At 70.5% G+C, this 23,625-nt stretch carries 21 protein-coding genes and 2 riboswitches; of the genes, 8 read left to right on the forward strand and 13 right to left on the reverse strand.

Annotation, left to right across the window (positions count from 1 at the left end):
* On the forward strand, window positions 1-528 hold a 528-nt coding region (locus tag ABD908_RS20305; RefSeq protein ID WP_344999368.1), incomplete at its 5' end, for a patatin-like phospholipase family protein.
* Window positions 525-2,000, forward strand: coding sequence for a flavin-containing monooxygenase (locus tag ABD908_RS20310; protein ID WP_344999370.1), 1,476 nt, complete (start codon window positions 525-527; stop codon window positions 1,998-2,000). The genes ABD908_RS20305 and ABD908_RS20310, both read left to right, overlap by 4 nt.
* On the opposite strand, the gene ABD908_RS20315 is transcribed toward ABD908_RS20310, so the two are convergent.
* Window positions 1,966-2,724 carry an alpha/beta hydrolase family protein gene (locus ABD908_RS20315; RefSeq protein ID WP_344999372.1) on the reverse strand — a complete coding sequence of 253 codons (759 nt, stop codon included), beginning with the start codon at window positions 2,722-2,724 and terminating at the stop codon, window positions 1,966-1,968. The two genes, ABD908_RS20310 and ABD908_RS20315, sit on opposite strands and share 35 nt — an antisense overlap.
* 194 nt (window positions 2,725-2,918) lie before the next feature.
* Here ABD908_RS20315 and ABD908_RS20320 point away from each other — a divergent pair, with 194 nt between their 5' ends.
* From ABD908_RS20320 to ABD908_RS20330, 3 genes are read left to right on the forward strand one after another with little or no spacing between them, the layout of a single operon-like run.
* Window positions 2,919-5,117: a malate synthase G gene (locus tag ABD908_RS20320; protein WP_344999374.1), complete on the forward strand. Its 2,199-nt coding sequence runs from the start codon at window positions 2,919-2,921 to the stop codon at window positions 5,115-5,117.
* A gap of 7 nt (window positions 5,118-5,124) precedes the next feature.
* Entirely contained in the window at window positions 5,125-5,943 is an 819-nt protein-coding gene (locus tag ABD908_RS20325) for a spermidine synthase (protein ID WP_344999376.1), read from the forward strand.
* Window positions 5,944-5,973: 30 nt separating this feature from the next.
* The gene (locus ABD908_RS20330) at window positions 5,974-7,122 is read left to right on the forward strand and encodes a hypothetical protein (protein ID WP_344999378.1); all 1,149 of its coding nucleotides are present in this window, start codon (window positions 5,974-5,976) and stop codon (window positions 7,120-7,122) included.
* A 27-nt stretch (window positions 7,123-7,149) separates the two neighbouring features.
* On the opposite strand, the gene gcvP is transcribed toward ABD908_RS20330, so the two are convergent.
* Complete coding sequence (gene gcvP, locus ABD908_RS20335) at window positions 7,150-9,993, reverse strand: aminomethyl-transferring glycine dehydrogenase (RefSeq protein WP_344999380.1); 2,844 nt, start codon at window positions 9,991-9,993, stop codon at window positions 7,150-7,152.
* A 53-nt stretch (window positions 9,994-10,046) separates the two neighbouring features.
* Window positions 10,047-10,158: riboswitch (glycine riboswitch) on the reverse strand.
* Window positions 10,159-10,259: riboswitch (glycine riboswitch) on the reverse strand.
* Between the two features lie 100 nt (window positions 10,260-10,359).
* Here gcvP and ABD908_RS20340 point away from each other — a divergent pair.
* Window positions 10,360-11,685: a ClC family H(+)/Cl(-) exchange transporter gene (locus ABD908_RS20340; RefSeq protein WP_344999382.1), complete on the forward strand. Its 1,326-nt coding sequence runs from the start codon at window positions 10,360-10,362 to the stop codon at window positions 11,683-11,685.
* Here ABD908_RS20340 and ABD908_RS20345 read toward each other — a convergent pair.
* The 10 genes from ABD908_RS20345 to ABD908_RS20390 all read right to left on the reverse strand — a co-directional run bounded on the left by ABD908_RS20345 (window position 11,682) and on the right by ABD908_RS20390 (window position 20,441).
* Window positions 11,682-12,245, reverse strand: coding sequence for a MerR family transcriptional regulator (locus tag ABD908_RS20345; protein WP_344999405.1), 564 nt, complete (start codon window positions 12,243-12,245; stop codon window positions 11,682-11,684). The two genes, ABD908_RS20340 and ABD908_RS20345, sit on opposite strands and share 4 nt — an antisense overlap.
* 222 nt (window positions 12,246-12,467) lie before the next feature.
* Window positions 12,468-12,989 carry a bifunctional nuclease family protein gene (locus ABD908_RS20350; RefSeq protein WP_385924307.1) on the reverse strand — a complete coding sequence of 174 codons (522 nt, stop codon included), beginning with the start codon at window positions 12,987-12,989 and terminating at the stop codon, window positions 12,468-12,470.
* Between the two features lie 127 nt (window positions 12,990-13,116).
* On the reverse strand, window positions 13,117-13,842 hold the full coding sequence (gene ftsR / locus ABD908_RS20355) for a transcriptional regulator FtsR (protein ID WP_453910193.1): 726 nt from the start codon (window positions 13,840-13,842) through the stop codon (window positions 13,117-13,119).
* A gap of 4 nt (window positions 13,843-13,846) precedes the next feature.
* Window positions 13,847-14,299 (reverse strand): oxoglutarate dehydrogenase inhibitor Odhl, encoded by a 453-nt coding sequence (odhI, locus tag ABD908_RS20360; RefSeq protein WP_344999386.1) that lies wholly within the window; start codon window positions 14,297-14,299, stop codon window positions 13,847-13,849.
* Window positions 14,300-14,415: 116 nt separating this feature from the next.
* Complete coding sequence (gene gcvH / locus ABD908_RS20365; protein WP_344999388.1) at window positions 14,416-14,820, reverse strand: glycine cleavage system protein GcvH; 405 nt, start codon at window positions 14,818-14,820, stop codon at window positions 14,416-14,418.
* A 91-nt stretch (window positions 14,821-14,911) separates the two neighbouring features.
* Complete coding sequence (locus ABD908_RS20370) at window positions 14,912-15,514, reverse strand: CDP-alcohol phosphatidyltransferase family protein (RefSeq protein WP_344999390.1); 603 nt, start codon at window positions 15,512-15,514, stop codon at window positions 14,912-14,914.
* 3 nt (window positions 15,515-15,517) lie between these two features.
* On the reverse strand, window positions 15,518-17,839 hold the full coding sequence (gene secA2 / locus ABD908_RS20375) for an accessory Sec system translocase SecA2 (protein ID WP_344999392.1): 2,322 nt from the start codon (window positions 17,837-17,839) through the stop codon (window positions 15,518-15,520).
* Between the two features lie 59 nt (window positions 17,840-17,898).
* The gene (locus tag ABD908_RS20380) at window positions 17,899-18,819 is read right to left on the reverse strand and encodes a serine hydrolase (protein WP_344999394.1); all 921 of its coding nucleotides are present in this window, start codon (window positions 18,817-18,819) and stop codon (window positions 17,899-17,901) included.
* A gap of 1 nt (window position 18,820) precedes the next feature.
* A complete protein-coding gene (locus ABD908_RS20385; RefSeq protein ID WP_344999396.1) occupies window positions 18,821-19,552 on the reverse strand; it encodes a hypothetical protein in 732 nt (243 codons plus the stop codon).
* Between the two features lie 100 nt (window positions 19,553-19,652).
* Entirely contained in the window at window positions 19,653-20,441 is a 789-nt protein-coding gene (locus ABD908_RS20390) for a hypothetical protein (protein WP_344999398.1), read from the reverse strand.
* A 19-nt stretch (window positions 20,442-20,460) separates the two neighbouring features.
* Here ABD908_RS20390 and ABD908_RS20395 point away from each other — a divergent pair, with 19 nt between their 5' ends.
* Window positions 20,461-20,934, forward strand: a complete 474-nt coding sequence (locus ABD908_RS20395) for an OsmC family protein (RefSeq protein ID WP_344999399.1) — start codon at window positions 20,461-20,463, stop codon at window positions 20,932-20,934.
* 131 nt (window positions 20,935-21,065) lie between these two features.
* Window positions 21,066-23,132, forward strand: a complete 2,067-nt coding sequence (locus ABD908_RS20400) for an MDR family MFS transporter (protein WP_344999401.1) — start codon at window positions 21,066-21,068, stop codon at window positions 23,130-23,132.
* A gap of 8 nt (window positions 23,133-23,140) precedes the next feature.
* On the opposite strand, the gene ABD908_RS20405 is transcribed toward ABD908_RS20400, so the two are convergent.
* The coding region (locus ABD908_RS20405) for an EamA family transporter (RefSeq protein WP_344999403.1) at window positions 23,141-23,625 on the reverse strand (485 nt) is incomplete at its 5' end.

The raw sequence follows: 23,625 nt of genomic DNA on the forward strand, positions 1-23,625 counted from the left end.
CCCGACGGGTGGCTTCCACACCCGGGCGCACGCCTGGTGGCGTACGACCCGCGGCGCGGCGAGCGGGTGGCCTTCGGTGCACCCCACGCACCGGCGGCCACGGCCGGAGAGGCCCTACGCGCGTCCTGGGCGGTGCCGGCGTGGATGCCGCCGGTAAGCATCGACGACCGGCTGTTCGTCGACGGCGGCGCGGCGTCGACCGCGTCCGTCGACCTCGTCCCCGGCGACGTGGACGAGGTGTACGTGATCGCACCGATGGCCTCCACACCAGGAACGCGGGGCCCCGGACTCGGCGGGCTGGCCGAGCACATCGCACTACGGAATCCCATGTCCACCATCCTCTTCGACGAGATCGCGGCCGTTCAGGCGCGGGGCGTCACGGTCGTCGCCATCACCCCCGGTGCCCGGGACCTGCGCGGGCTCGGCTGGAACTTCATGAGTCGGGCCCGCAGAGCCGAGGCGTTCGAGGCGGCGCGGCGCACCGCACCCGCCACGGTCGGGAAGGCGCTCGCCGAGGCGGGCGTGTGAACAGGGAGCCGCGGGTGGTCGTGATCGGCGCGGGCGTCGCCGGCATCGCCACCGCGTACACCCTGCAGCAGGCCGGGTTCACCGACGTCGTCGTGCTGGAGAAGGGCACGGACGTCGGCGGCGTCTGGCATTGGAACCGCTATCCCGGGCTCACCTGCGACGTGCCGTCGCAGATCTACCAGTTCTCGTTCGCGCCCAAGGCGGACTGGTCGCGGGTCTGGGCCACCGGGCCGGAGATCCAGCAGTACCACCGCGAGGTCGTCGACCGGTTCGGGCTGGCAGACCGGATCCGGCTCGACACCGAGGTGGTCTCGGCCGAATATGGCGGGGACACATGGACGCTGACGGATCAGCGCGGCGGGCAGATCGTCGCGGACTTCGTGATCTGTGCGACCGGCGTGCTGCACAACCCCGCGATCCCCGACATCCCCGGGCTCGCCGACTTCACGGGCCCCGTCGTCCATACCGCACGGTGGGACGACGACCTGGTCACGGACGGCCGACGCGTCGCGGTGATCGGGACGGGATCGACAGGCGTGCAGGTGGTCTCGGCGCTCGCGCCGGGTGCCCGCTCGGTCGCCCACTTCGTCCGCTCGCCACAGTGGATCCTCTGGGCGCCCATGGGGATTCGCCAGCCGGCTGTCGTGGCCCACCTGCTGCGTCAGGCGCCACGGGTGCACGGGGCCGTGTATGACGGCCTCCTGCGCGCCTCGGGGCTACTCGCCGACATCGTCACCACACCGTCGTGGCGCCGCCGGGCCGTCCAGGCGTATGCGCGCCTGTGCCTCCGCCTGCAGGTCGCCGATCCCGAGCTCCGCGCCGCTCTCACCCCCGACTACCAGCCGCTGTGCAAGCGCCAGGTGGTCTCCGGCACCTACTACGCCGCACTGCAGCGACCGGATACCGAACTGGTCACCGATCGGATCGAGCGCGTCACCGCGACCGGGATCACCACCGCCGATGGCCGCCATCGCGAGCTCGATCTGATCGTGCTCGCCACCGGCTTCCGTACGCACGACTACATGCGGCCGATGCGGGTGGTCGGCCGCGACGGGATCACACTCGACGAGGCGTGGGCGAACGGGCCGCGCGGCTACCGGATGACGGCGGTGCCGGGGTTCCCGAACCTGTTCACGGTGCTCGGCCCCAACTCGCCCACGGGCTCGATCTCGCTGCAACTGTCCGCCGAGCTCACCGCCGGATACATCGCTGCGTGGCTAGGGCGCTACCGACGCGGCGAGATCGACACCGTCGAGGTCACCGCCGAGGCGACCGACCGGTTCGCGCGTGACGTCGCCGACGCGATGGGGCCGACGGTGTGGAACACCGGCTGCTCGTCCTGGTACCGCACCGAGGACGGGACCATCGACCTGTGGCCGTTCGACCGCACCACCATGGAACGGATGCTCGGCCGGCCCGACGACGCCGACTTCATCGTCACGACGTCAGGTACTGGTCGACCCACGCGCTGACGATATGCGCGGCGCGACGCGCCTGTCCCTTCGCCGTGAGCAGGTGGTCCGAGCCCTCGAGCGAGACGAAGCTGCGCGGGTGCCGCGCGAGCTGGAAGATCTCACTCGCGTTCTCGATGCCGACGGTGTCGTCGGTCGGCGAGTGCATCACCAGCAGTGGGTGGTGCAGTCCGCGGATGCAGCCACGCAGGTCGGCGTTCTCGACGTCCTCGACGAACGCGAGCTTGAGGGTCAGCGCCCGGCCGCCGACCATCCACTCGGCATGCCCCTCGGCCAGGACACGACCCAGGACGGTGTCGTACTGATGCTCGACGTGCCTGGGGTCGAACGGCGCGCCGACGGTGGCGACCGCCTTCACGTCCGGCAGCGCGGCCCCCGCCGCGATCACCGCGGCGCCACCCCACGAGTGCCCGACCAGAACGTCGACGGGGGTCCCACGCTCGGTCATGAACGCCACCGCGCGCTTGGTGTCCTCGACCTTCACCGTGAACGAGCCGTCGCCCCAGTCGCCCTCCGAATCGCCGAGCCCGAGGTTGTCGAAGCGCAGGACGCCGATCCCTTCGGAGGCCAACTGCTTGCTGATCCGGGAAGCCGCGGGGCAATCCTTGCCGAGCGTGAACCCGTGCGAGAACACCGCCCATCCCCGGGCGTCCCCCACCGGCTCCTCGATCAACCCGGCCAGCGTCGGCCCCACCGAACTCTCGAAGCGCACTCGCTCACCCATGCGCGATATCTTCTCCCGACTCCGCCCCGGATGCTCGGCAGCCCGTACCGCGCGGATCCACCCCAGGCTCCCGCGACCGGCCGCGGCGACCGTGGCACGATGGAACCTGCCGGGCATCCACTGGTTGCCTACCAGCGGGTAACATCAGTCCGGCAGCTTCAGCGTGGAAGCGCGACGACGAAGGGGACAACCACATGGTCGACACCGCCCGTACCGCCGTCAACGGCCTGCAGGTCGCGACGGTGCTCTACGACTTCATCAATAACGAGGCCCTCCCGGGCACGGGCGTAGACCAGCAGGCCTTCTGGGCCGGAACCGCGCAGCTCATCGAGGACCTCGCGTTCCGCAACGCCGACCTGCTGGCGCGCCGCGACGACCTCCAGGCGCAGATCGACGCCTATCACTCCGCGAACCCCGGCGCCGTGGACTTCCCGGCCTACAAGCAGTTCCTCACCGACATCGGCTACCTCGTGCCCGAACCCGACGACTTCCAGATCACCACCGAGAACGTCGACACCGAGATCACCTCGACGGCCGGGCCGCAGCTGGTCGTGCCGATCCTCAACGCCCGCTTCGCGATCAACGCCGCGAACGCCCGATGGGGCTCGCTGTACGACGCGCTGTACGGCACGGACGCCATCCCCGAGGCCGACGGTGCGGAGAAGGGGAAGGGCTACAACAAGGTCCGCGGCGACAAGGTCATCGCGTACGCGAAGAAGTTCCTCGACGAGGCCGTTCCGCTGGAGTCGGGATCGCACGCGGACGTGACGGAGTACGCGGTCGTCGGCGGAGCCGATCGGTCCGGCACAGTCGATGGCGTCCTCCACGCCGTCGTCGACGGCCACACCGTGGGCCTGGCGGACCCGGGTGTGTTCGCCGGCTACGTCGGCGACCCGGCGTCACCGTCGGCGATCCTGTTGCGCCACAACGGCCTGCACCTCGAGATCCAGATCGACCCGAGCTCCCCGATCGGCTCCACCGACGCCGCGGGCGTCAAGGACGTGCTCGTCGAGTCCGCGATCACCACGATTATGGACCTCGAGGACTCGGTGGCCGCGGTCGACGCCGACGACAAGGTGATCGGCTACCGCAACTGGCTGGGCCTCAACAAGGGCGACCTCTCCGAGGAGGTCAGCAAGGGCGGCAAGACGTTCACCCGCGTACTGAACCCGGACCGGGTCTACACCGCGCCCGACGGCTCCGAGCTGACGCTGCACGGTCGGTCGCTGCTGTTCGTCCGCAACGTGGGCCACCTGATGACCACCGACGCCGTCCTGGACGCCGAGGGTAACCCGGTGGGCGAGGGCATCCTCGACGCCGTGGTCACCGCGCTCGGCGCCATCCACGGGCTGGGCGAGGAGGGCCTGTCCAACTCGCGGACCGGCTCGATCTACATCGTGAAGCCCAAGATGCACGGCCCGGAGGAGGTCGCGTTCACCGTCGAGCTGTTCAGCCGCGTCGAGACGCTGCTGGGCCTGCCCAGCACCACCCTCAAGGTGGGCATCATGGACGAGGAGCGGCGTACCACCGTCAACCTGAAGGCGTCCATCGAGGCAGCGGCCGACCGCGTCGTGTTCATCAACACCGGCTTCCTGGACCGCACCGGCGACGAGATCCACACCTCGATGCTGGCCGGCCCCGTCGTCCGCAAGGGCGAGATGAAGTCCCAGAAGTGGATCTCGGCGTACGAGGACTCGAACGTCGACATCGGCCTGCACGCCGGGCTGCAGCACAAGGCCCAGATCGGTAAGGGCATGTGGGCCATGCCCGACCTGATGGCGGCGATGCTCGAGCAGAAGATCGCCCAGCCGAAGGCCGGCGCCACCACCGCGTGGGTGCCGTCCCCGACCGCCGCGACCCTGCACGCCCTGCACTACCACCTGGTGGACGTGTTCGAGGTGCAGAACGACATCGCCAAGCGCGACCCGGCGTCGGTCGACGACATCCTCACCATCCCGCTCGCGCCGAAGACCGACTGGAGCGACGAGGAGAAGCGCGAGGAGCTGGACAACAACTGCCAGTCCATCCTCGGCTACGTGGTGCGCTGGATCGACCAGGGCGTGGGCTGTTCCAAGGTGCCCGACATCCACGATGTCGCGCTGATGGAGGACCGCGCCACGCTGCGCATCTCCAGCCAGCTGCTGGCCAACTGGCTGCGGCACGGCATCGTCACCGAGGACGAGGTCGTCGCGAGCCTCGAGCGCATGGCTCCGGTCGTCGACCAGCAGAACGCCGGCGATCCGGCGTACCGCCCGCTGGCGCCCGACTTCGACACCAACATCGCGTTCCAGGCGGCGAAGGACCTGATCCTCGAGGGCACCAAGCAGCCGAACGGCTACACCGAGCCGATCCTGCACGCCCGCCGCCGCGAGTTCAAGGCCGCAAACGCCTAGCCGTCCCGTGGCCGAAGCCGCCGGGGTCGCCGTGATCGCCGATCGCGACAACCCCGGCGGCTTCATCGTCGAACTCGACGGGACTCCGCAGAGCTACGTCGACACCACCGATCCCGCGAATCTCGTCTTCGAGTACGTGCGGCGGATCGGTCATGTCGTGGACCTCGTCGCCGACCCGCACGATCCCGTCACCGCAGTGCACCTGGGCGGCGGCGGGATGACGGTGCCGCGCTACGTCGCGCACACCCGGCCGGGGTCGCGCCAGCAGGTGATCGAGGCGGACCGGGCCGTGATCGACGCCGTCCGCCGCGAGCTCCCGATGCCCCGCGGGGCCCAGATCCGGGTCCGCTGCGCCGACGCCCGCAACGCCGCGACGGTGCTACCCGCGGGCATGCTCGGCACGGTCGACCTACTGGTCGTAGACGTGTTCGCGGGGGCCCGAACCCCCGCCGGGCTGACCACGGTCGAATTCTTCCGCTCGCTGCTCCCCCTGCTCGCGCCCGGCGGGGTGGTGGCGGTCAACGCGGCCGACGGTGGCGGACTCGCCTTCGCCCGTGCGCTGACGGCGACGGTGGCCGAGTCCCTCGGACCGGTGACGATCGTCGCCGAGCCGGGCGTACTCAAGGGCCGCAGATTCGGCAATCTGGTGCTCGTGACCGGGCCGGTGGACCCGATCGCGTTCGCCCGGCGGGCAGCGTCGGATCCGTTCCCCGCCACCGTCGTCGGCGGGGCCGAGGCGGTCCGGTTCCCGGGCGGCGCGCGTCCGCGTACGGCCGCCACCGCCGACGACTCGCCCGCCCCACCGCAGGGCCTCTTCCGCAGGTAGCGGCATGCGGGTGCGGTAGGTTCCATAGCGATGGGTTCGCATTCGTCGGGGTCGGGTAACCGCCGCGTCGCCCCCTGGGTGATCGTGGTGGCGGTGATCGCCGCCCTGGTCGTGATCGTGGTGATCGGGATGGTGTGGCTCGGCGGGGTGTCCGACCGCCAGGGCGAGCAGGCTGCGCAGCAATGCGTACGCGGCGACGCGCAGGTCCCGGTGGTCGCGACACCGGAACTGGCCGAGCCGCTGAAGCGGGTCGCGCTCGCGTTCAACGCGACGCGCGACATCACCGACGACTACTGCGTCTCCGTGACGGTCACCGATATGCCCGCCGCGACCGTGCTCACCGGCCTGGTCGGCCAGTGGGGCACCGGCCCGCGGCCTGCCCTGTGGGTACCGCAGTCGACCGTCTGGTCGGCGCGGCTGCAGGTCGCCACGCCGGCGGCGCTCTCGGGGGCGCCGACCTCGCTTGTCACGTCGCCGGTCCTACTCGCCGTGCGCTCCCCCCTCGCGAGATCCCTCGACGGCGTCGCCTGGGTCGATGTCCCCGTACTGCAGGGTCCGCGCGGCCTCGCCCGCCGCGCGCCGGGCTGGGGTGGACTGCGACTGGCGCTGCCGACCGGCGACGACAGCGACGCCACGTACCTCGCCGCCCAGTCGATCGCGGCCGGCGTGGCGCACGCCGTCGGGCCGATCGCCGACTCGGTCGCCCGTGGCCCGCAGGTGGGCACGACCCTCGCCCGACTCGCCTCGGGAGCGCCGAAGGCGCGGCCGGAGACCACGGTCGACGCCCTGAACGCGCTTGCCGCGCAGAAGGATCCGAAGGCGGGTGCGATCCATGCGGTGCCCGTCACGGAGCAGGAGCTCTACGCGTACACGGCCGCGCACCCCGACTCGGGGATCGTCGGGGTGGCGCTGAGCGGTGGAACGGCGTCCGCGACCTTCCCGGCCGTCTCGCTCGACGACCAGAGCCTGTCCGACGCGCAGACCCACGGCGCGGCCGACTTCGTGACGTTCCTCGGGCGGGATGCGAACGCACGCCCCCTCGCCGCTGCCGGCTTCCGCGTGCCCGACCAGCCGACCCCGAAGGCGACCGCCGCGGTCGCCTTCGCCACCGTCGAGCCCCTCCCTGCGCCCTCGGTCGCCGCACTCACCGCGATCGCCGATGCCGTCACCACCGAGTAGCAGCCGACCCGAGATCCCGACGGGGCGCTAGGCGAAGGCGTCGATCGGCGGGCAGGAGCAGACCAGGTGCCGGTCGCCGAACACGCCGTCGATCCGCCGCACCGACGGCCATACCTTGGTCCGCGCGCCCCCCGAAGGCAGACCCATCGGGTACACCGCGGTCTCCCGTGAATAGGGGTGGTTCCACTGCGCCACCAGGGATTCGGCGGTGTGCGGGGCACCGCGCAGCGGGTTGTCGTCCACCGGCCATTCGCCCGCTGCCACCCGGTCGATCTCACCCTTGATCGCGATCATCGCGTCGCAGAACTCGTCGATCTCGGTGAGCGACTCGCTCTCGGTGGGCTCGACCATCAGCGTCCCGGCCACCGGGAAGCTCATGGTGGGGGCATGGAAGCCGTAGTCCGCGAGCCGCTTCGCGACGTCGTCGACGGTCACGCCGGTGGCCTTGGTGATGCCCCGGACGTCCAGGATGCACTCGTGCGCGACCTTTCCGTTCTCCCCCGTGTACAGCACCGGGAAGTAGTCGTCGAGCCGCGCGGCGATGTAGTTCGCGGACGCGATGGCGGTCAGCGTCGCGCGCCGCAGGCCGTCGGCACCCATCATCCGGATGTACGCCCAGGTGATCGGGAGGATCGAGGCGCTGCCGTACGGAGCGGCGCTGATCGTGGGGCCGCCCCCGAGTTCCGGCGCGAGCGGGTGCCCGGGCAGGAACGGCGCGAGGTGGCTGCGGACACCGATCGGTCCGACGCCGGGGCCACCGCCGCCGTGCGGGATACAGAACGTCTTGTGCAGGTTCAGGTGGCTCACGTCGCCGCCGAACCGACCCGGCCGCGCGAGCCCGACCAGCGCGTTCAGGTTGGCACCGTCCACGTACACCTGACCGCCGGCGTCGTGCACGGCGCCGCAGATCTCGCGCACCTCGTGCTCGTACACGCCGTGCGTCGACGGGTAGGTGATCATGATCGCCGCGAGGTCGTCGGCGTGCGCGGCGATCTTCTCCTTGAGGTCGGCGGTGTCCACGTCGCCGTTCTCGCGACACGCCACCACGACCACCTTCAGCCCGGCCATCACGGCGGACGCCGCGTTGGTGCCGTGCGCGCTGGACGGGATCAGGCAGGCGGTGCGGTGCTCATCGCCCCGCGAGACGTGATAGTTCCGGATCGCGAGCAGGCCGGCGTACTCGCCCTGGCTGCCGGCGTTGGGCTGCAGGGACACGCGGTCGTAGCCCGTGATCGCGGTCAACCACGTCTCGAGATCGCCGATCAGCTCCCGGATGCCGACGGTGTCGGCGGCCGGCGCGAACGGGTGCAGCCGGTTGAAGGCCGGCCAGGTGATGGCCTCCATCTCGGCGGTCGCGTTGAGCTTCATGGTGCACGAACCGAGCGGGATCATGCTGCGGTCGAGCGCGATGTCCTTGTCCGCAAGCCGCCGCAGATAGCGCAGCATCTCCGTCTCGGTGCGGTACCGGTGGAATGCGGGGTGCGTGAGGAACTCCGAGGTCCGGTCGCCGAACACGCCGGCCCCGTCGGCCCCTGCCTCGACGCCGAACGCGTCCAGCACGGCGGCCACGTCGGCGTCGGTGGTGGTCTCGTCGCAGGCGATCGAGACGTGATCGGCGTCGACGCGCCACAGGTTGTATCCCGCGGCCTTGGCCGCAGCGATCACGTCGTCGGCGCGGCCGGGGACCCGCACCAGGACCGTGTCGAAGAACGCCTCATGGACGACGGCGTCGCCCAGTGCATCGGCGAACAGCTTCGCCCGGGAGTGCACGCGCCGCGCGATGGCGGTCAGCCCGTCGGGACCGTGGTAGCTGGCGTACATCGCCGCGAGTACCGCGAGCAGCACCTGCGCGGTACAGATGTTGGAGGTGGCCTTCTCGCGGCGGATGTGTTGCTCGCGGGTCTGCAGGGCGAGGCGGTAGGCGAGGTTGCCGTCGTCGTCCTTGGAGACGCCGACCAGCCGACCGGGGATCTGCCGGGCGTGCTTGCCGTGCACCGCGAGGTACCCGGCGTGCGGCCCGCCGAAGCCGAGCGGCACGCCGAACCGCTGGGTGGTGCCGAAGCAGGCGTCCGCACCCTGCTCACCGGGCGGGGTCAGCAGGGTCATGGCGAGCAGGTCTGCGCCGACGGCGACGAGCGCGCCGCGCCCGTGCGCGGCCTCGATCACAGCGGCGACGTCAGGGATCCGGCCGGAGGCGCCGGGGGTCTGCAGGATGACGCCGAAGAACTCGCCGTCCGGGAGGCCGGTCGACAGGTCCGCGGACACCACCTCGATGCTCAGCGGCCGGGCGCGGGTCTCGATCACCGCGAGGGTCTGCGGGAAGACGTCCAGGTCGACGAGCACGCGCGGCGACTTCGAGCGCCCGGCGCGGCGCAGCAGCGTCATGGCCTCGGCGGCGGCGGTGGCCTCGTCGAGCATCGAGCTGTTGGCCACCTCCATACCGGTGAGGTCCGAGACCATCGTCTGGAAGTTGAGCAGGGCCTCGAGCCGCCCCTGGCTGACCTCGGGCTGGTACGGCGTGTAGGCGGTGTACCAGGCCGGGTTCTCGACGATATTGCGGACCAGTACCGGCGGGGTCAGCGTGTCGTAGTAGCCGAGCCCGATCATGGAGCGGGCGACGGTGTTCCGCTCGGCGAGGGCGGCGAGCTCGGCGAGCGCCTCGTGCTCGGTGGCGGGCGCCGGCAGCGCGTCGAGGCCGTTGTCGTCCGCGGCGTCGAGGATCGCCGAGGGCACGGCCGCACGCGCCAGGTCGTCGAGGCTGTCGTAGCCGATGACCTGCAGGATCTGCTCGAGCTCGACGGTGTCGGGGCCGATGTGGCGGGAGACGAACGGGGCGGCCGACTCTCGCGGCTCGGGTCGGGAACCGGACATGGGGACCTCTTCGCGGTGCAGAGCAGGGACCGGCACGTGGCTACGGACCGGCGCCCTCCCCCTCTGTCGCCTGCCCCGAGAAGTGCCGGGCGCCTGAGAGATTCGCCAGGAGGTACCCGACTTTCCCCGTGGGCGGGTGGTCGATTCCACCCTTTCCAGAGGCGCCCGTCCCACGCGGTCCGGTGTGCCTGAGAGGTTGACGGAGAGGTGTTGCTCCTTCGGCGCTCCCGGGCTGATCGCCCACGAGACTCTCCCACGCGGTGCTGCGGCGCACCTCGAGTTTACCCGGCGCCCGATCCCCCGTCGCTCCGACGTCCGGCAGCCCGGCCGCGGGTCGCTGCCGGCGGTCGCCTACGTTCGTTATCGATGGACGATCCGCACCCCCAGACCGGTCCCGATGGTGCCCGCCTCCTGTGGTTCTGCGCAGCGGCGGTGATCGTCGGCGGCGTGACGGGGCTGGTCGCCTCGAGCTTCCGGCTGGTCCTCGACCACCTCGGCACGTGGCGCACCGACTTCGTGGGGTGGTCACACGGCCACAGCGCCTGGGGTTGCGCCGCGTTCGTGCTGTCCTGTGCCGCGGCGACGGCCGCCGCCGCGCTCCTCGTGCACCGCGCCGAGCCGCACGCCGAGGGAAGTGGAATCCCGCGGGTGGAGGCGGTCGTCGAAGGACGGGCCGCGCCGGGCCGGTTGCGCATCCTGCCGGTGAAGTACGTCGGTGGCCTCCTGGCGATGGGACCCGGGCTGGCACTCGGGCGCGAGGGACCGTCGGTACAGATGGGCGGGATCGTCGCCGTGGCCGTCTCGCGTGTGATGCGGCTGAGCAGCGAGGACCTGCGGATCCTGGTGGCGGGCGGTGCCGCCGCGGGACTCGCGACAGCGTTCGACGCGCCGATCGCGGGCGGCGTGTTCGTGCTCGAGGAGCTCCTCAAGCGGTTCGACCTACGCACCACGCTCGCCACACTCCTCGCCTCGGGCTCGGGATTCCTCGCGGCCCGGCTGGTGATCCCGAACGGAACGGTGTTCTCGGTCGCCTCGCTGGAACAGCCGCGCGCCGTGCACACGCCCACGGTGGTCGTCGTCGCGCTCACGTGCGGCGTGCTGGGCGTGGCGTTCAACGCTGCCGTGATGGCCGGGTTGCACTGGGCCGACCACAGCCGGATCCCGGTGAGCGTGCGGGCCGTCGCCATCGGCGCGGCGGTGGGCGTCATCGCCTGGATCGCGCCGTCGATGGTGGGCGGCGGCGACAACCTCACCCAGGAGGCGTTGCTCGGCCACGGGGCCGTGATCACGGCGTGCGGCGTGCTGGCGCTGCGGTTCGCGTTGACCGTCGCGTCCTACGCAGCGACGACACCGGGCGGCATCTTCGCACCGATGCTGACGCTCGGCGCCGAGACCGGTCTGATCGTCGGGCTCGCAGCGACACATCTCGCGCCCGACCATGCCCCGCAGGCCGCGGGCATGGCGCTGGTGGGGATGGTGGCGTTCTTCACGGCGTCGGTGCGTGCACCGGTGACGGGGCTGGTGCTGGGAACCGAGATGACGGGCTCGACGGTGCTGCTCCCGCCGATGCTCGGCGCCTGCGCGATCGCGATGCTGGTGGCGATGCTGCTGCGCTCCACCCCGATCTACGACGCCCTCACGGCACGCGCCGCGAACCGCGCCCCGTCGAGCGCGGGGACAACCGTCGACTAACCCGTGGCGCGAGCGCGGTTGCGGCGGCGCGATGCCAACTCGTCTTCGGGGGTGGCGTCCGCCTGCCCCCCGTCGGCGCGCTCGCCCGGGAAGTCGGCGATGGTGCCGGTCAGCTCGCGCATGGCCCCGGAGACGGCGATGCCGAACACGCCCTGGCCGTGCTGGAGCAGGTCCACGACCTCCTCGGCGCTGGTGCACTCGTACACGGTGGTGCCGTCGGAGAAGAGGGTGATCTTGGCGAGGTCCTCGACGCCCCGCTGCCGGAGGTGGTCGACGGCGACGCGGATGTTCTGCAGGGAGATTCCGGTGTCGAGCAGACGCTTGACGATCTTGAGGACGAGGACGTCCTTGAAGGAGTAGAGCCGCTGGCTGCCCGAGCCTGCTGCGCCGCGGATCGAGGGGACGACCAGGGAGGTGCGAGCCCAGTAGTCGAGCTGTCGGTAGGTGATGCCGGCGATCTGGCAGGCGCTGGGTCCGCGGTAGCCGAGGAGGTCGTCCGGGATGGAGTCGTCGGGAAACAGGCCGGGCGCGATGTCGTCGAGCGAGCCTTGAGTCCCCATCTGGGATGTGGTGGTCTTGTCGCCCTGCGCGCTGTTAGCCTGATCGGTCACTGACGTCTCCCTCTCGCTTCGTGCGCTCCCTGAAGGGTACGCGCCCGCTCCTCGGCTGCTCGGGCCGTTTCGCGGTGTCTGCGGAGAACGGTAGGGGGCGACGGGAACCGAATCAACGCGACACACCCAAAGGGTGAAGCTGAAGTTGAGGTTGAGACGGATTCGTTACGTTCAGGGCTCGTCGGGGGCTTTGAAGTCGTCCGCCGAGATGCTGTCGAGGAACTCCTTGAACTTCTCGACCTCGTCGTCAGCCTTGGCGACCGGCTCGCTGTCGTCACCGTCGGACTGCTCGCCCTCCGCGCCGCCCTCGTCGGGCAGCACCAGCCCCGCTTCGGCCAGCACCTGCTCCTCGGCATAGATCGGCACCTCGAACCGCACGGCGACGGCGACGGAATCCGACGGCCGGGCCGACACCGTCACGTCACCGTCGAGCACCAGGTCCGCGTAGAACGTGCCGTCCTGCAGATCCGTGATCCGCACCTCGGTGAGCTCGCGGCCCATGCCCTTGATCAGGTCCACGATGAGATCGTGGGTCAGCGGCCGGCGCGGCGAGATCCCCTGCAGCTTCATGGCGATCGCCGACGCCTCGCCCTGCCCGATCCAGATCGGCAGGTACCGCTCCCCTGCCACCTCGCGGAGCAGCAACACCGGATCGTTCTGCGGCGGGTCCATACGGATCCCCACCACGCTCATCTTGATCACGAGAACCCGCCTCCTTCTCTCAGCCGATGGGCCGCTGAGGCATCGGCGCCGCCGCCGTGTCTCATCCCCCAGTCTAGCGATCAACCGCCCGGCTGGGCCGATCGGCGCACGCCCCGGATCAGCGGACGGCATCCTTCACAGCCGACTTCACCAGCTGCGTATGGAACGCCACCGACAGCGCGGCGAGCTCGCGGATCAGCTCGGCCGCACGCTCGGCGGCTCCCGAGTCACCGCCCCGTGCGATCGGGTTGGCGATCTGGGCGATCAGGCCGGCCTCGCGGTCGGCGGATGTCTTGAACGCACGCAGGTGGCGCGCCTCGAAGCCGTACTCCGCCAACGCCTTCGCAGCGGACACCAGCGCAATCGCGTCCTCGTCGAAGTAACCCACCTTGCCGGGCGACACCAGGGCCGAGCGCTCCAGCTCGCGCAGGAACGACTCGTCGCACCCGACCCGCTCGATCAGGTCGGCGCGGCTGATCCGGGTCTGCCGCCTGGCGAGGAAGTCCGCCGGCTCGCTCGACTGGACCGTCGCCAGAGTCCGAGGTGCGCGCGGTGCCGGGCCCTCGACCTGCTCGCCGCGATCGTGCGCGTCCAGCTGCTCCTTGATGATCTTCAGGGGCAGGTAGAAGTCGCGCTGCGCGGTGAGCACGTAGCGCAGCCGCTCGCAGTCCTTCGTCGAGAATCGGCGATAGCCCGACGGTGACCGCCCCGGCGTCACCAGCCCCTCGGACTCGAGGAACCGGATCTTCGAGATGGTCACATCGGGGAACTCCGCGCGAAGCTGCTCGAGCACCGCCCCGATCGACATCGTCGCGGATGTGGGTTCCTGACGCGGGGCCGTCACTCGGCTATCCCGCGGAGTCGGTCTTGGCCGCCGAGTAGAACACGAGGCGGAACTTACCGATCTGCACCTCGTCGCCGTTGCTCAGCGGGGCCGAATCGACGGGCTCGCGGTTGACGTACGTACCGTTCAGGCTGCCCACGTCGACGACGGTGAACCCGTCATCGACGCTGCGGAACTCGGCGTGCCGGCGGCTCACCGTGACATCGTCGAGGAAGATGTCGCTGTCGGGATGCCGACCGGCGGAGGTGGTGTCCTGGTCGAGCAGGAAGCGCGAGCCCGCGTTCGGGCCGCGCTTGACCACGAGCAGCGCCGAACCGGCAGGAAGGTTCTCGGTGCCCGACACCGGAGCATCGCTCTCCGAGCCGCCCGACGCATCCATCTCGCGGATGATGTCGGCGCGGAAGACCGAAGTGGTCTCTACGGGAGTCTCTTCGAGGCCCTTGTCGTTCTCGCTCACATCGCTCCTTTGTGTGTGATTCATGGCTACCGATCGTGAATATCCCGTACCGACCGGGTCTCCCGGCCAACGGTACCCTGCGGTTGGTCCGCGGGCAGCGGGTTCCCCTCGCCGAACTAATCGCCGCTGATCAGCGCCTTGTACCCGTCTGCGTCGAGCAACTCGCCCAGCGCGGACTCGAGGTCGTCCGGCGACGGCGCCTCGATCTCGACGATCCAGCCCTCACCGTAGGGGTCCTCGTTGATCAGCTGCGGGGCCTGGTCCAGCCCCGCGTTCACGGCCACCACGCGGCCGCTGAGCGGTGCGTAGATGTCCGACACGCTCTTGGTGGACTCGACCTCGGCGAACGAGTCGCCCGAGGTGACCTCCTCGTCGTCGTCGGGCAGCTTCACGAACACGACGTCGCCGAGCTGGTCCTGCGCGAATTCGGTGATCCCGATCCGCACCACGGTCTCGGACTTCTTCAGCAGCCATTCGTGCTCGGGCGTGTACAGCAGTTCTTCGGGAGTGCTGGCGCTCAAGTGAAGATCCTTCCGAAAGCTCTGGCGCCGCGGCTGCCCGCGGCTCGCTTCAACTTAGTGGGCGAGCGTCGCGCGGGGCAACACGCGTCCGTCACCTGCCGGCCCTGGGCAGGATTCGGACCGCGAGGATCGTCTGATACCAGTACAGGACCATCGTCCACAGGTACATCCCCGTGCCCCACAACAGGAATGCCCAGCCGAGCGGGTGCATCACGGTGCCCACCCAGTTGTCGAACGTCCCCGCCAGGACCATCGGCATGCCATACATGAGCGCGAACGTCGCCGCCTTGCCCAGGTACAGCACCGGCAGCGCCGTCAGTCCGCGGCTGCGCAGCAGGGGGATCGTTCCGGCCAGCACGACCTCCCGGCCGATCAGCAGCGCGATCAACCACCACGGCAGGATCCCGCGCACGCCCAGTGCGATCGGGATCGCCAGCATGTACAGGCGGTCGGCCAGCGGGTCCAGCAGCGCGCCCAGCGCCGACTGCTGATCGAGAAGCCGCGCCAGCTTGCCGTCCAGCCAGTCGGTGAACCCGGCGAGCATCAGCACCACGAGGGCCCACGCGTCGTTCCGCCACAGGAACAGCAGGAGCAGGAAGACGGGGATTCCGATCAGCCGCAGCACGCTCAGCGCATTGGGGATGGTCAGCGCCCCGGCGTCGCGCACGGCCGGGTCCGCTCCCGCGTCGGCCACCGCTTACCCGAAGGCCCCGAGCATGCCCTGCATGCCCTTCGACGCGAACGGGTTGTCGTGCACCATGTACGTCCACGTCAACGTGGTGCGGCCGAGATCGCTCGCGTCGAGGTCGATACCGTCGGCGGTGATCGTCGCCGTCCGCAGCGTCTCCCGCGCGCGCTCGACCGCGTCCTCGGGCAGCTTGACGAACTCCTCCACGACGAGCCGGTGGAACTCGTCCAGCGGCGACTGCCTGCCGAGTGCCCGCAGGTGGATGGTCGACTGCACCTCGGAGACGAACGCGAGATGATCCGCCCACGCCCGGTCGAGGTGGAACAGGAACGCCTCCCGCGCCGCGGCGGTCAACACCTCGTCGGTGATCCCGTCGCCGTCCGTCCCGTGCAGTTCCTCGTACCGCTCGGGCTCGAGCTTCTGGAACTCCTCGAACGCCACGTCCGTGGTGAGCAGCGCCGCGCGCCGCGCGATCACCAGATCCCGCTGCTGGTTGACCAGCTGGTTGTACCGCCAGGTGTTGCCGTGGGTCTCGAGCATCGCGCCCTCGGCCACCCGCTGCGCCTGGTCCAACATGTCCGCCGCGACCTTGCCCCGCGGGAACTCGCCGGTCTCGGGGTCTGCGTTGGTCGGCGGCTTCTTCAGCGGCAGGTGCCGCTCGACGATCGGGTCCTCCACGGACGCGAAGATCACGGAGGTGCCCGGGTCGCCCTGCCGGCCGGCGCGGCCGCGCAGCTGCTGGTCGAGACGCTCGGTCTCGTGCAGGCCGGTACCGACCACGCACAGGCCGCCGAGCGCGGCGACCTCGTCGTGCGCCGCGCTGTCGTCGTCGGCGTGGCTGCCCCCGAGCTTGATGTCGGTGCCGCGACCGGCCATCTGGGTCGACACGGTCACTGCGCCCTTCGTTCCCGCCTCCGCGATGATCCGCGCCTCCTCGGCGTCGTTCTTCGCGTTGAGCACCGTGGCCTTGACGCCGGAGATCTTGAGCATGTGCACCAGCTCCTCCGACTCGGCCACATCGTGCGTGCCGATCAGCACCGGCTGCCCGGTCTCGTGCACCTCGCGGACGTAGTCGACGATGGCGGCGACCTTGTTGCCCTTGTTGTCGTATACGCGCATCGGCTGGTCGACCCGGATATTGGGCGTGTTGGGCGGGATCTGCGAGACACCGAGATCGTAGAACTGGCGTAGCTGCTCGCCGGCCGCCAGTGCGGTGCCGGTCATGCCGCACACCCGCTGATAGCGCTGCAGCAGCGCCTGCACCGTGATGGTGTCGATCACCTCACCCGAGTCGGTCTGCGCCAGGCCCTCTTTCGCCTCGACCGCGGCCTGCAGACCGTCGGGCCAGCGCTGCAGCTCCGCGACCCGGCCGCGTGAACTGTTGATCAGCTTCACCGCGCCGTCGCGGACGATGTAGTGGATGTCCTTCTCCACCAGCGCGTAGGCGTGCAGCGCGATGTTCACCTGCGGAAGCGTCGTGCCCACGTGGAGCTCGCTGTACAGGTCGATGCCGCCGAGCTCCTCCTCGACCAACTGGGAGCCGTCTTCGGTGAGGAACGCCGACTTGCCGTCCGGGTCGATCTCGTAGTGCTTGCCCTCGCGCAGCCGGGCCACCACCTCCATGATCGCGGCCTGCGGCACGTCGCCCTTGACCGACCCCGCGAGCACCAGCGGGATCAACGCCTCATCGACCAGCACCGAGTCGGCCTCGTCCACGATCGCGACGTCGGGGGTCGGCGACAGCAGGTCTTTCGCCTCGGTGACCAGTTGGTCGCGCAGTACGTCGAAACCGATCTCGTTGACCGACCCGTACACCACGTCGCGGGCGTACGCGACGCGCCGTTCCTCACGCGTGGAGTTCTCCGTGACGAAGCCGACGGTCACGTCCAGCAGGTCGAAGAACGGCTTCATCCACTCGGAGTCGCGGCGGGCGAGGTAGTCGTTCGGTGAGATCACGTGCACGCTGCGCCCCGACAGGGCCATTCCCGCTGCGGCGATGGCGCCGACCAGCGTCTTGCCCTCACCGGTGGCCATCTCGACCACATCCCCCTCGAGTATCCGGTCCGCACCCTGCAGCTGCACGTCGAACGGCCGCAGCCCCAGGCTGCGGTCGGCGACCTCACGCGCGAGCGCCAGGAACCGAGCCCTGTCCTCGGACTTTGCCTGATACACGTCGAGCTCGATCGCCGCGTCGGCGATCTCGCTGTCGCCGAGTTCCTTCGCCCAGTCGTCGAATGCGGTCGACGCCTCGATCAGGGCTACCGACCGCGACTGGTTGACCGAGGTCTGCGCCCCGAGCATCTTCCACATCTTGTTGCTGAACTTGCCCACGTGCCGAGCGTACCGACTACCCCCGACATGTCCGAGGCGCTCCCCTCGCGCCGCGCCCGCTACGCCGGACAGCTACCGGTGGGGAGCCGGTCGAAGTTCGCGTGCACCCACGCGCCGACGGTGTCGAGTAGCGTCTGGCCCGAGCCGAAGTCCGGGGCGAGGATCCCGATCGACACGGCGACCTTCCGCTGCCCCCTGTCGAGCACCGCGAGCTGCCGAACGTAGTACCGACCGTCGGTCGTCGGCCCCCAACCGCCTTTGACCGCACTCCCGTCGAACAACTGCTGCACACCCCAGTGCTGATCGGTGTCCACGTCCTGCATCAGCTGCAGGATCGGCGCCGCCTTCGGATCGCACGGCAGGTGGGCCGCGAACGCCGCCTGGTTCGCGTACGTCCACACCGTCTGCCCGAACGCCGTGTAGCCGGGCCGGGTCACGAAGGGATTCACGGTCGTCTGCTGATCGCCGTCGGCCCGCAACACCGCCTGCACCTTCGCCGCCGCCGTCCGTCCGCCACCCAGCCGCTCCCACAACCGCTGCGCCGCGGCGTTGTCCGACTCGATGATCGCGCTGCGTGTGTCCGCCTGCACCGATGGGCCCAACACACTCGCCGCGATCGCCAGCGGCACCTTGCTCGTCGACCACGCCACGTCGCCCGCGGCACCGAACGCCAGCCCGGGCCCGCCGCCCACCGGCGCGACCGCGACTCCCACGGTGGCATCGGTCTGGGCGACGAGGGTCTTGAACGACGCCGCGAGCGCGGGCTCGGGCGGGGCGGGGCGCGACGGAGGTGCAGAGCGGGACGCCGACGCGGACGGGTTCAGCGTGGGCGCGACCAACGGGGACGTCGACGCCGCCGTGTGGCTCGCCACGCCGCTGCCGTCGTCGCCGATCGTGCAGCCCGCGACAGCGAGCGCGCCGACGGTGAGCAGTGCGGTGATCAGGCCGCGGGCCCGGCCGAAGCCGTGTATCCGCTGCATGTCAGCAGTGCCCGCCGGGCAGCTGCGCCTGGTTCGCGCGCAGCCACGCGCCGACCCGGTCGAGGACCCGCGTGCCGGCGGTGAAGGTGGGCGCCACGGTGCTCATGGACACCCCGGCCTGGCCGGTCGGCGTCGAGATCACGGCCATCTGCCGCACGACGTACCGGCCGCCGGACGGACTCCAGCCGCCCTTGACCGCGGCGCCGGGAAGCGTCGCCGCGCCCCACCGCTGCGTGCCGTCCACCCCGCGCATCAGCGCCATCACAGGTCCCGCGCCGCGGATGCACGCGAGGTGCGCAGCGAACGTAGCCTCGTTCGCGTTGGTCCAGGGCGTCAGACCCCACCCGTTCTCGGCGTCGACCACCGTCGCGCCGTCGCCACCCGCGCGGATCACCCGCTGCACGGCCGCCGCGGCTCGCGAGCCCGTGCCGAGCGCCGCCCACAGCCGCTCGGCGGCGGCGTTGTCCGAGTGGACGATGGCGGCCGACATGTCCGCCGACAAGGATGATCCGAAGCGCTGCTCCGCAGCCACTGCGATCGGGACCTTGATCGTGGACCACGCCGAGCCGCCACCGTCGTCGCCCAACACGATCGCCGCGCGCCCGCCCCCGGGTGCGATCGCCACGCCGATGGGCGCGCCGGCCGCGCGTTGCACGGCCGCGAAGCCGCCCACGAGCCCGGGAGCGGCCTGAGCGACGGCCGCGGGGGCCACCGCCAGCGCTGCTGCCGCCACCAGTCCTACTGCACTGCGAGTCGGGTCCACGCGTACCACTACACCACGGAATCGGGCACGACGGACCTCAGTGCGCCTCCCGGATGCACGCGCGACCCCATCAGCAGTGCCCATATGTCAGGTTGGGGATGTTCTGGCCGACCCACGCCCCGACCTTGTTCAGCACGGCCTGCCCGGCGGCGAACGTCGCCGCGACGGTGCCCATCGCCAGGCCCACCTGGCCCGCGTTCGTATTGATCACGGCCATCTGACGCACGTAGTACCGCCCGTCGGTCGTCGGGCCCCAGCCGCCCTTCACAGCGGCGCCGGTGATCGACTGGACGCCCCACTGCTGGTCGGACGCCACGTTGCGCATCAGCGCTAGCACCGGCGCCGCCGCGGCCATGCACGTCAGGTGCGCGGCGAAGGTGGCCTGGTTCGCGTATGTCCACTGGGTCTGCCCGAACGCGGTGTATCCGGCTCGGCTCACAGTGGGGTTGACGACGGTGGCGCCGTCGCCACCCGCACGGATGACGTTCTGGGTCGCGGTCGCGGCCTGCTGTCCGGACCCGAGTCGGTCCCACAGTCGCTGCGCGGCGGCGTTGTCGGACTCGGTGATCGCAGCGCTCACGTCGGCCGACACCGCGGAGCCGAACTGCTGCTCGGCAGCGATCGCGACCGGCACCTTGCTCGTCGACCAGGCCACCGTGCCCGGGTCGTTGCCCAGCACCACGTCGGCGGCACCGTTCGCGGGCGCGATCGCGAGCCCGACCGGCACACCGACCGCGGACTGGACGGCGGCGAAGCTCGACGTGAGATCGGCGGCCTGAGCGACGCCTGCGGTCGCGAGGGAGGACGCTGTCACCGCGCCCGCGACGACGAGCGCGATCATGGTGCGCTTGAGGTTCATGAATACTACTGTGACACGAATGACGTCTGTTGTGCATACCTACGCGGTGGACGTCGAGTGGTCGGCGCCCGGTGGCACCTCCGGATATCGGGCATACAGCCGGGAACACACCCTCACCTCCGACGCCGCCGCGCCGATCACCGCATCCGCCGACCCGCACTTCCTCGGCGACGGGGCACTGTGGAACCCGGAGCAACTGCTGGTCGCCGCGGCCGCCGACTGTCACATGCTCAGCTACCTCGCGCTGTGTGCGCTGCGCGGGATCGTGGTGCTGGCGTACGCCGACGGTGCCATGGGGACGATGGCGGAGACGCCGGGCGGGGGCGGCCGGTTCACATCGATCGTCCTGCGCCCGACGGTGACGGTGGCGCCGGGCTCCGACGTCGAACTCGCGCTGGCGCTGCATCACGAGGCCGGCGAGCAGTGCTACATCGCCGCGTCGCTCGCGCTGCCCGTGACACACGAGGCGACGATCGTGACCGGCGAACCGTGACCCGCGTCGCCGTCGTCCGGGACATACCGCCCGGTGAGCGACCCTCACACTGACACGCGCGGATCCGGCGTTTCCGCCCCGCGGGAGGCTGGTCGCACGGTTAGTCTGCCCTCGACGGGACGGAGAGACAGATGACCACTGCCACGGCCTCACCCGAATCAGCCGCCCGCGCGCCGATCCCGGTCGCGCAACGCAACCTGATCTTCGGCACGATCATGGTCGGGATGCTGCTGGCGGCACTCGACCAGACCATCGTCTCCACGGCTCTCCCCACCATCGTCGGCGACCTCGGCGGCGCGGGCCACATGAGCTGGATCGTCACGGCATACATGCTCGCCGAGACGGTCTCGACGGTGCTGGCCGGAAAGTTCGGCGACCTCTACGGCCGCAAGAACGTGCTGATCGTGTCGGTGGTGACGTTCATCGTGGGGTCGTTCTTCTGCGGCCTCTCGACGAACATGGAGTGGCTGATCGTCGCCCGTGCGGTGCAGGGCATCGGCGGTGGCGGGATCACCGTCACCGCAACGGCTCTCATCGCCGACGTGATCCCGCTGCGCGAGCGCGGCAAGTACCAGGGCGCCCTCGGGGCGGTGTTCGGCGTGACCACGGTGATCGGCCCCCTGCTCGGCGGACTGTTCACCGATCATCTGTCGTGGCGCTGGGCGTTCTATGTCAATGTGCCCGTCGCGATCGTGGTCGTGGCGATGGCGCTCAAGTTCATCCCGGGGGCGTCCGAGCGGATAAAGACCCGCGTCGACTACCTCGGCGTGGCGTTCGTCGCGCTCGCCTCGGTGGCGCTTACCCTCGGATTGTCTTGGGGCGGTTCGCAGTACGCATGGGGCTCCGGGGTGATCATCGGCCTGTTCGTCGGTTCGGTGGTCGGCTACGTGATCTTCGTGTTCGTGGAACTACGTGCGGCGGAGCCGATCCTGCCGATGCACCTGTTCCAGCAGCGGGTGTTCACCATCGCCTCGATCCTGGCCTTCATCGTGGGCTTCGCGATGCTGGGCGCGATGACGTACCTGCCCGTGTTCCTGCAGTACGCGCAGGGCAGCTCCGCCACCGGATCCGGCCTGCGGACACTGCCGATGGTGCTGGGCCTGCTGATCACAGCGATGGCGTCCGGCACCGTCGTCGGCAGAACCGGTAGGTACAAGGCGTTCCCGATCGCCGGCGCCGCGGTGATCGCAGTGGGGCTGTACCTACTGTCCCGGATGGACGAGCACACGTCGGTGCTGGTCACGTCGCTGTACATCTTCGTGCTCGGCCTGGGGATCGGCTTGATCATGCAGGTGCTCACCCTCGTCGTGCAGAACACCGCGAGCTACCGCGACCTCGGCACCGCCACGTCGGCGGTGACGTTCTTCCGCACACTCGGCATGTCGTTCGGCGCGGCAGTCATGGGCACGCTGTACGCCAACCGCCTGAGGTCCCATCTCGCACCGGCGGTGATGCAGGCTCGGCTCACCGATCCGTCGGCGGCGATGGAGCCCGCCAAGCTGCGTGCGCTGCCCGCCGCGCAACGGGACCCGATCGTGCACGCCTACGCCGAGACCCTGCATGGCGTGTTCCTCTGGGTCGTGCCAGTGGCGCTGCTCGCGCTGGTGCTGGCGCTGTTCCTACCGCAGGTCGCGATGCGCGAGGCCGCGAGCGACAGCGCCCGCGGGCCCTCGGAGGGCTTCGGTATGCCCGAAGCGGGCAGCTCCGAGGTCCAGCTCGAGACCGTCATCGGCCGGATCCTTCGGCGGCAGGATCGCGGGCGCGCGCTCGCCGAGGCCGTCGCCCGGTCGGGCAGCCCGCTCGACGTGCCGACGGCGTGGGGTGTCCTCGGGGTCGGGCTGCCTGCGCGGATCCTCGGGCTCACGGCGACCCAGTCCGGCATCGAGCGGCACATCGGCATCCCGGAGGGCGTGCTGACGTCGTTCTTCGACGAGATCGTGGCCGACGGGTATCTGACTCGTGACGGTGCCGCGCTGCGCGTCACCGACGCCGGGCGCGCGCAGGTGCAGCGGATCTCGACGGCGTGGACCGAGATGCTGACCGACAGCGTCCGGGACTGGCTGCCGGCCGACTCGGACCGGCCGGAGCTGCACGCCGACGTACGGGCCGCACTCGGCCGCATCGCCCGGCGCGCGCTCGAGGAGGACGACGAGAACTCGGGCCGGCTGGCTATCGCCGGGCGACACGAGGCGCCGTGACGAAGCAGCTACCGTGCACGCACCGTCAGCCCCGCGCACGCGATCACCAGGACGCCGCCGAGCACGGTCGCCGGTGTGACGTGCTCCGACAGCAGCAACGCCGCCCAGCAGATCGTGAGCACAGGCTGCACCAGCTGCACCTGGCTCACCTGCGCCATCGGGCCGATCGACAGCCCGCGGTACCACGCGAAGAAGCCGAGGAACATGCTCACGACGCCGAGGTAGGCGAACGCCGCCCAGCCTGCGGGAGCGGCGCGAGGCACTCCGCCGTCCATCGACACCGCAGTGAGTACCACCAGCACGGGCGCCGACAGCACCAGTGCCCACGAGACGGTCTGCCACGCACCGAGTTCGCGTGACAGCAGGCCGCCCTCCGCGTAGCCGACGGCGGCCGCGACCACCGCCCCGAACAGGAGCAGGTCCGCGCCGAGTCCCCCGCCCGTGCCGCCCTGCAGCGCGGCGAACCCCACAGCGACGCCGGCGCCGGCCGCCG

Origin of the sequence: Tsukamurella soli (genome assembly GCF_039541155.1) — a bacterium.
In the GTDB taxonomy this organism is placed as follows: Bacteria; Actinomycetota; Actinomycetes; order Mycobacteriales; family Mycobacteriaceae; genus Tsukamurella; species Tsukamurella soli.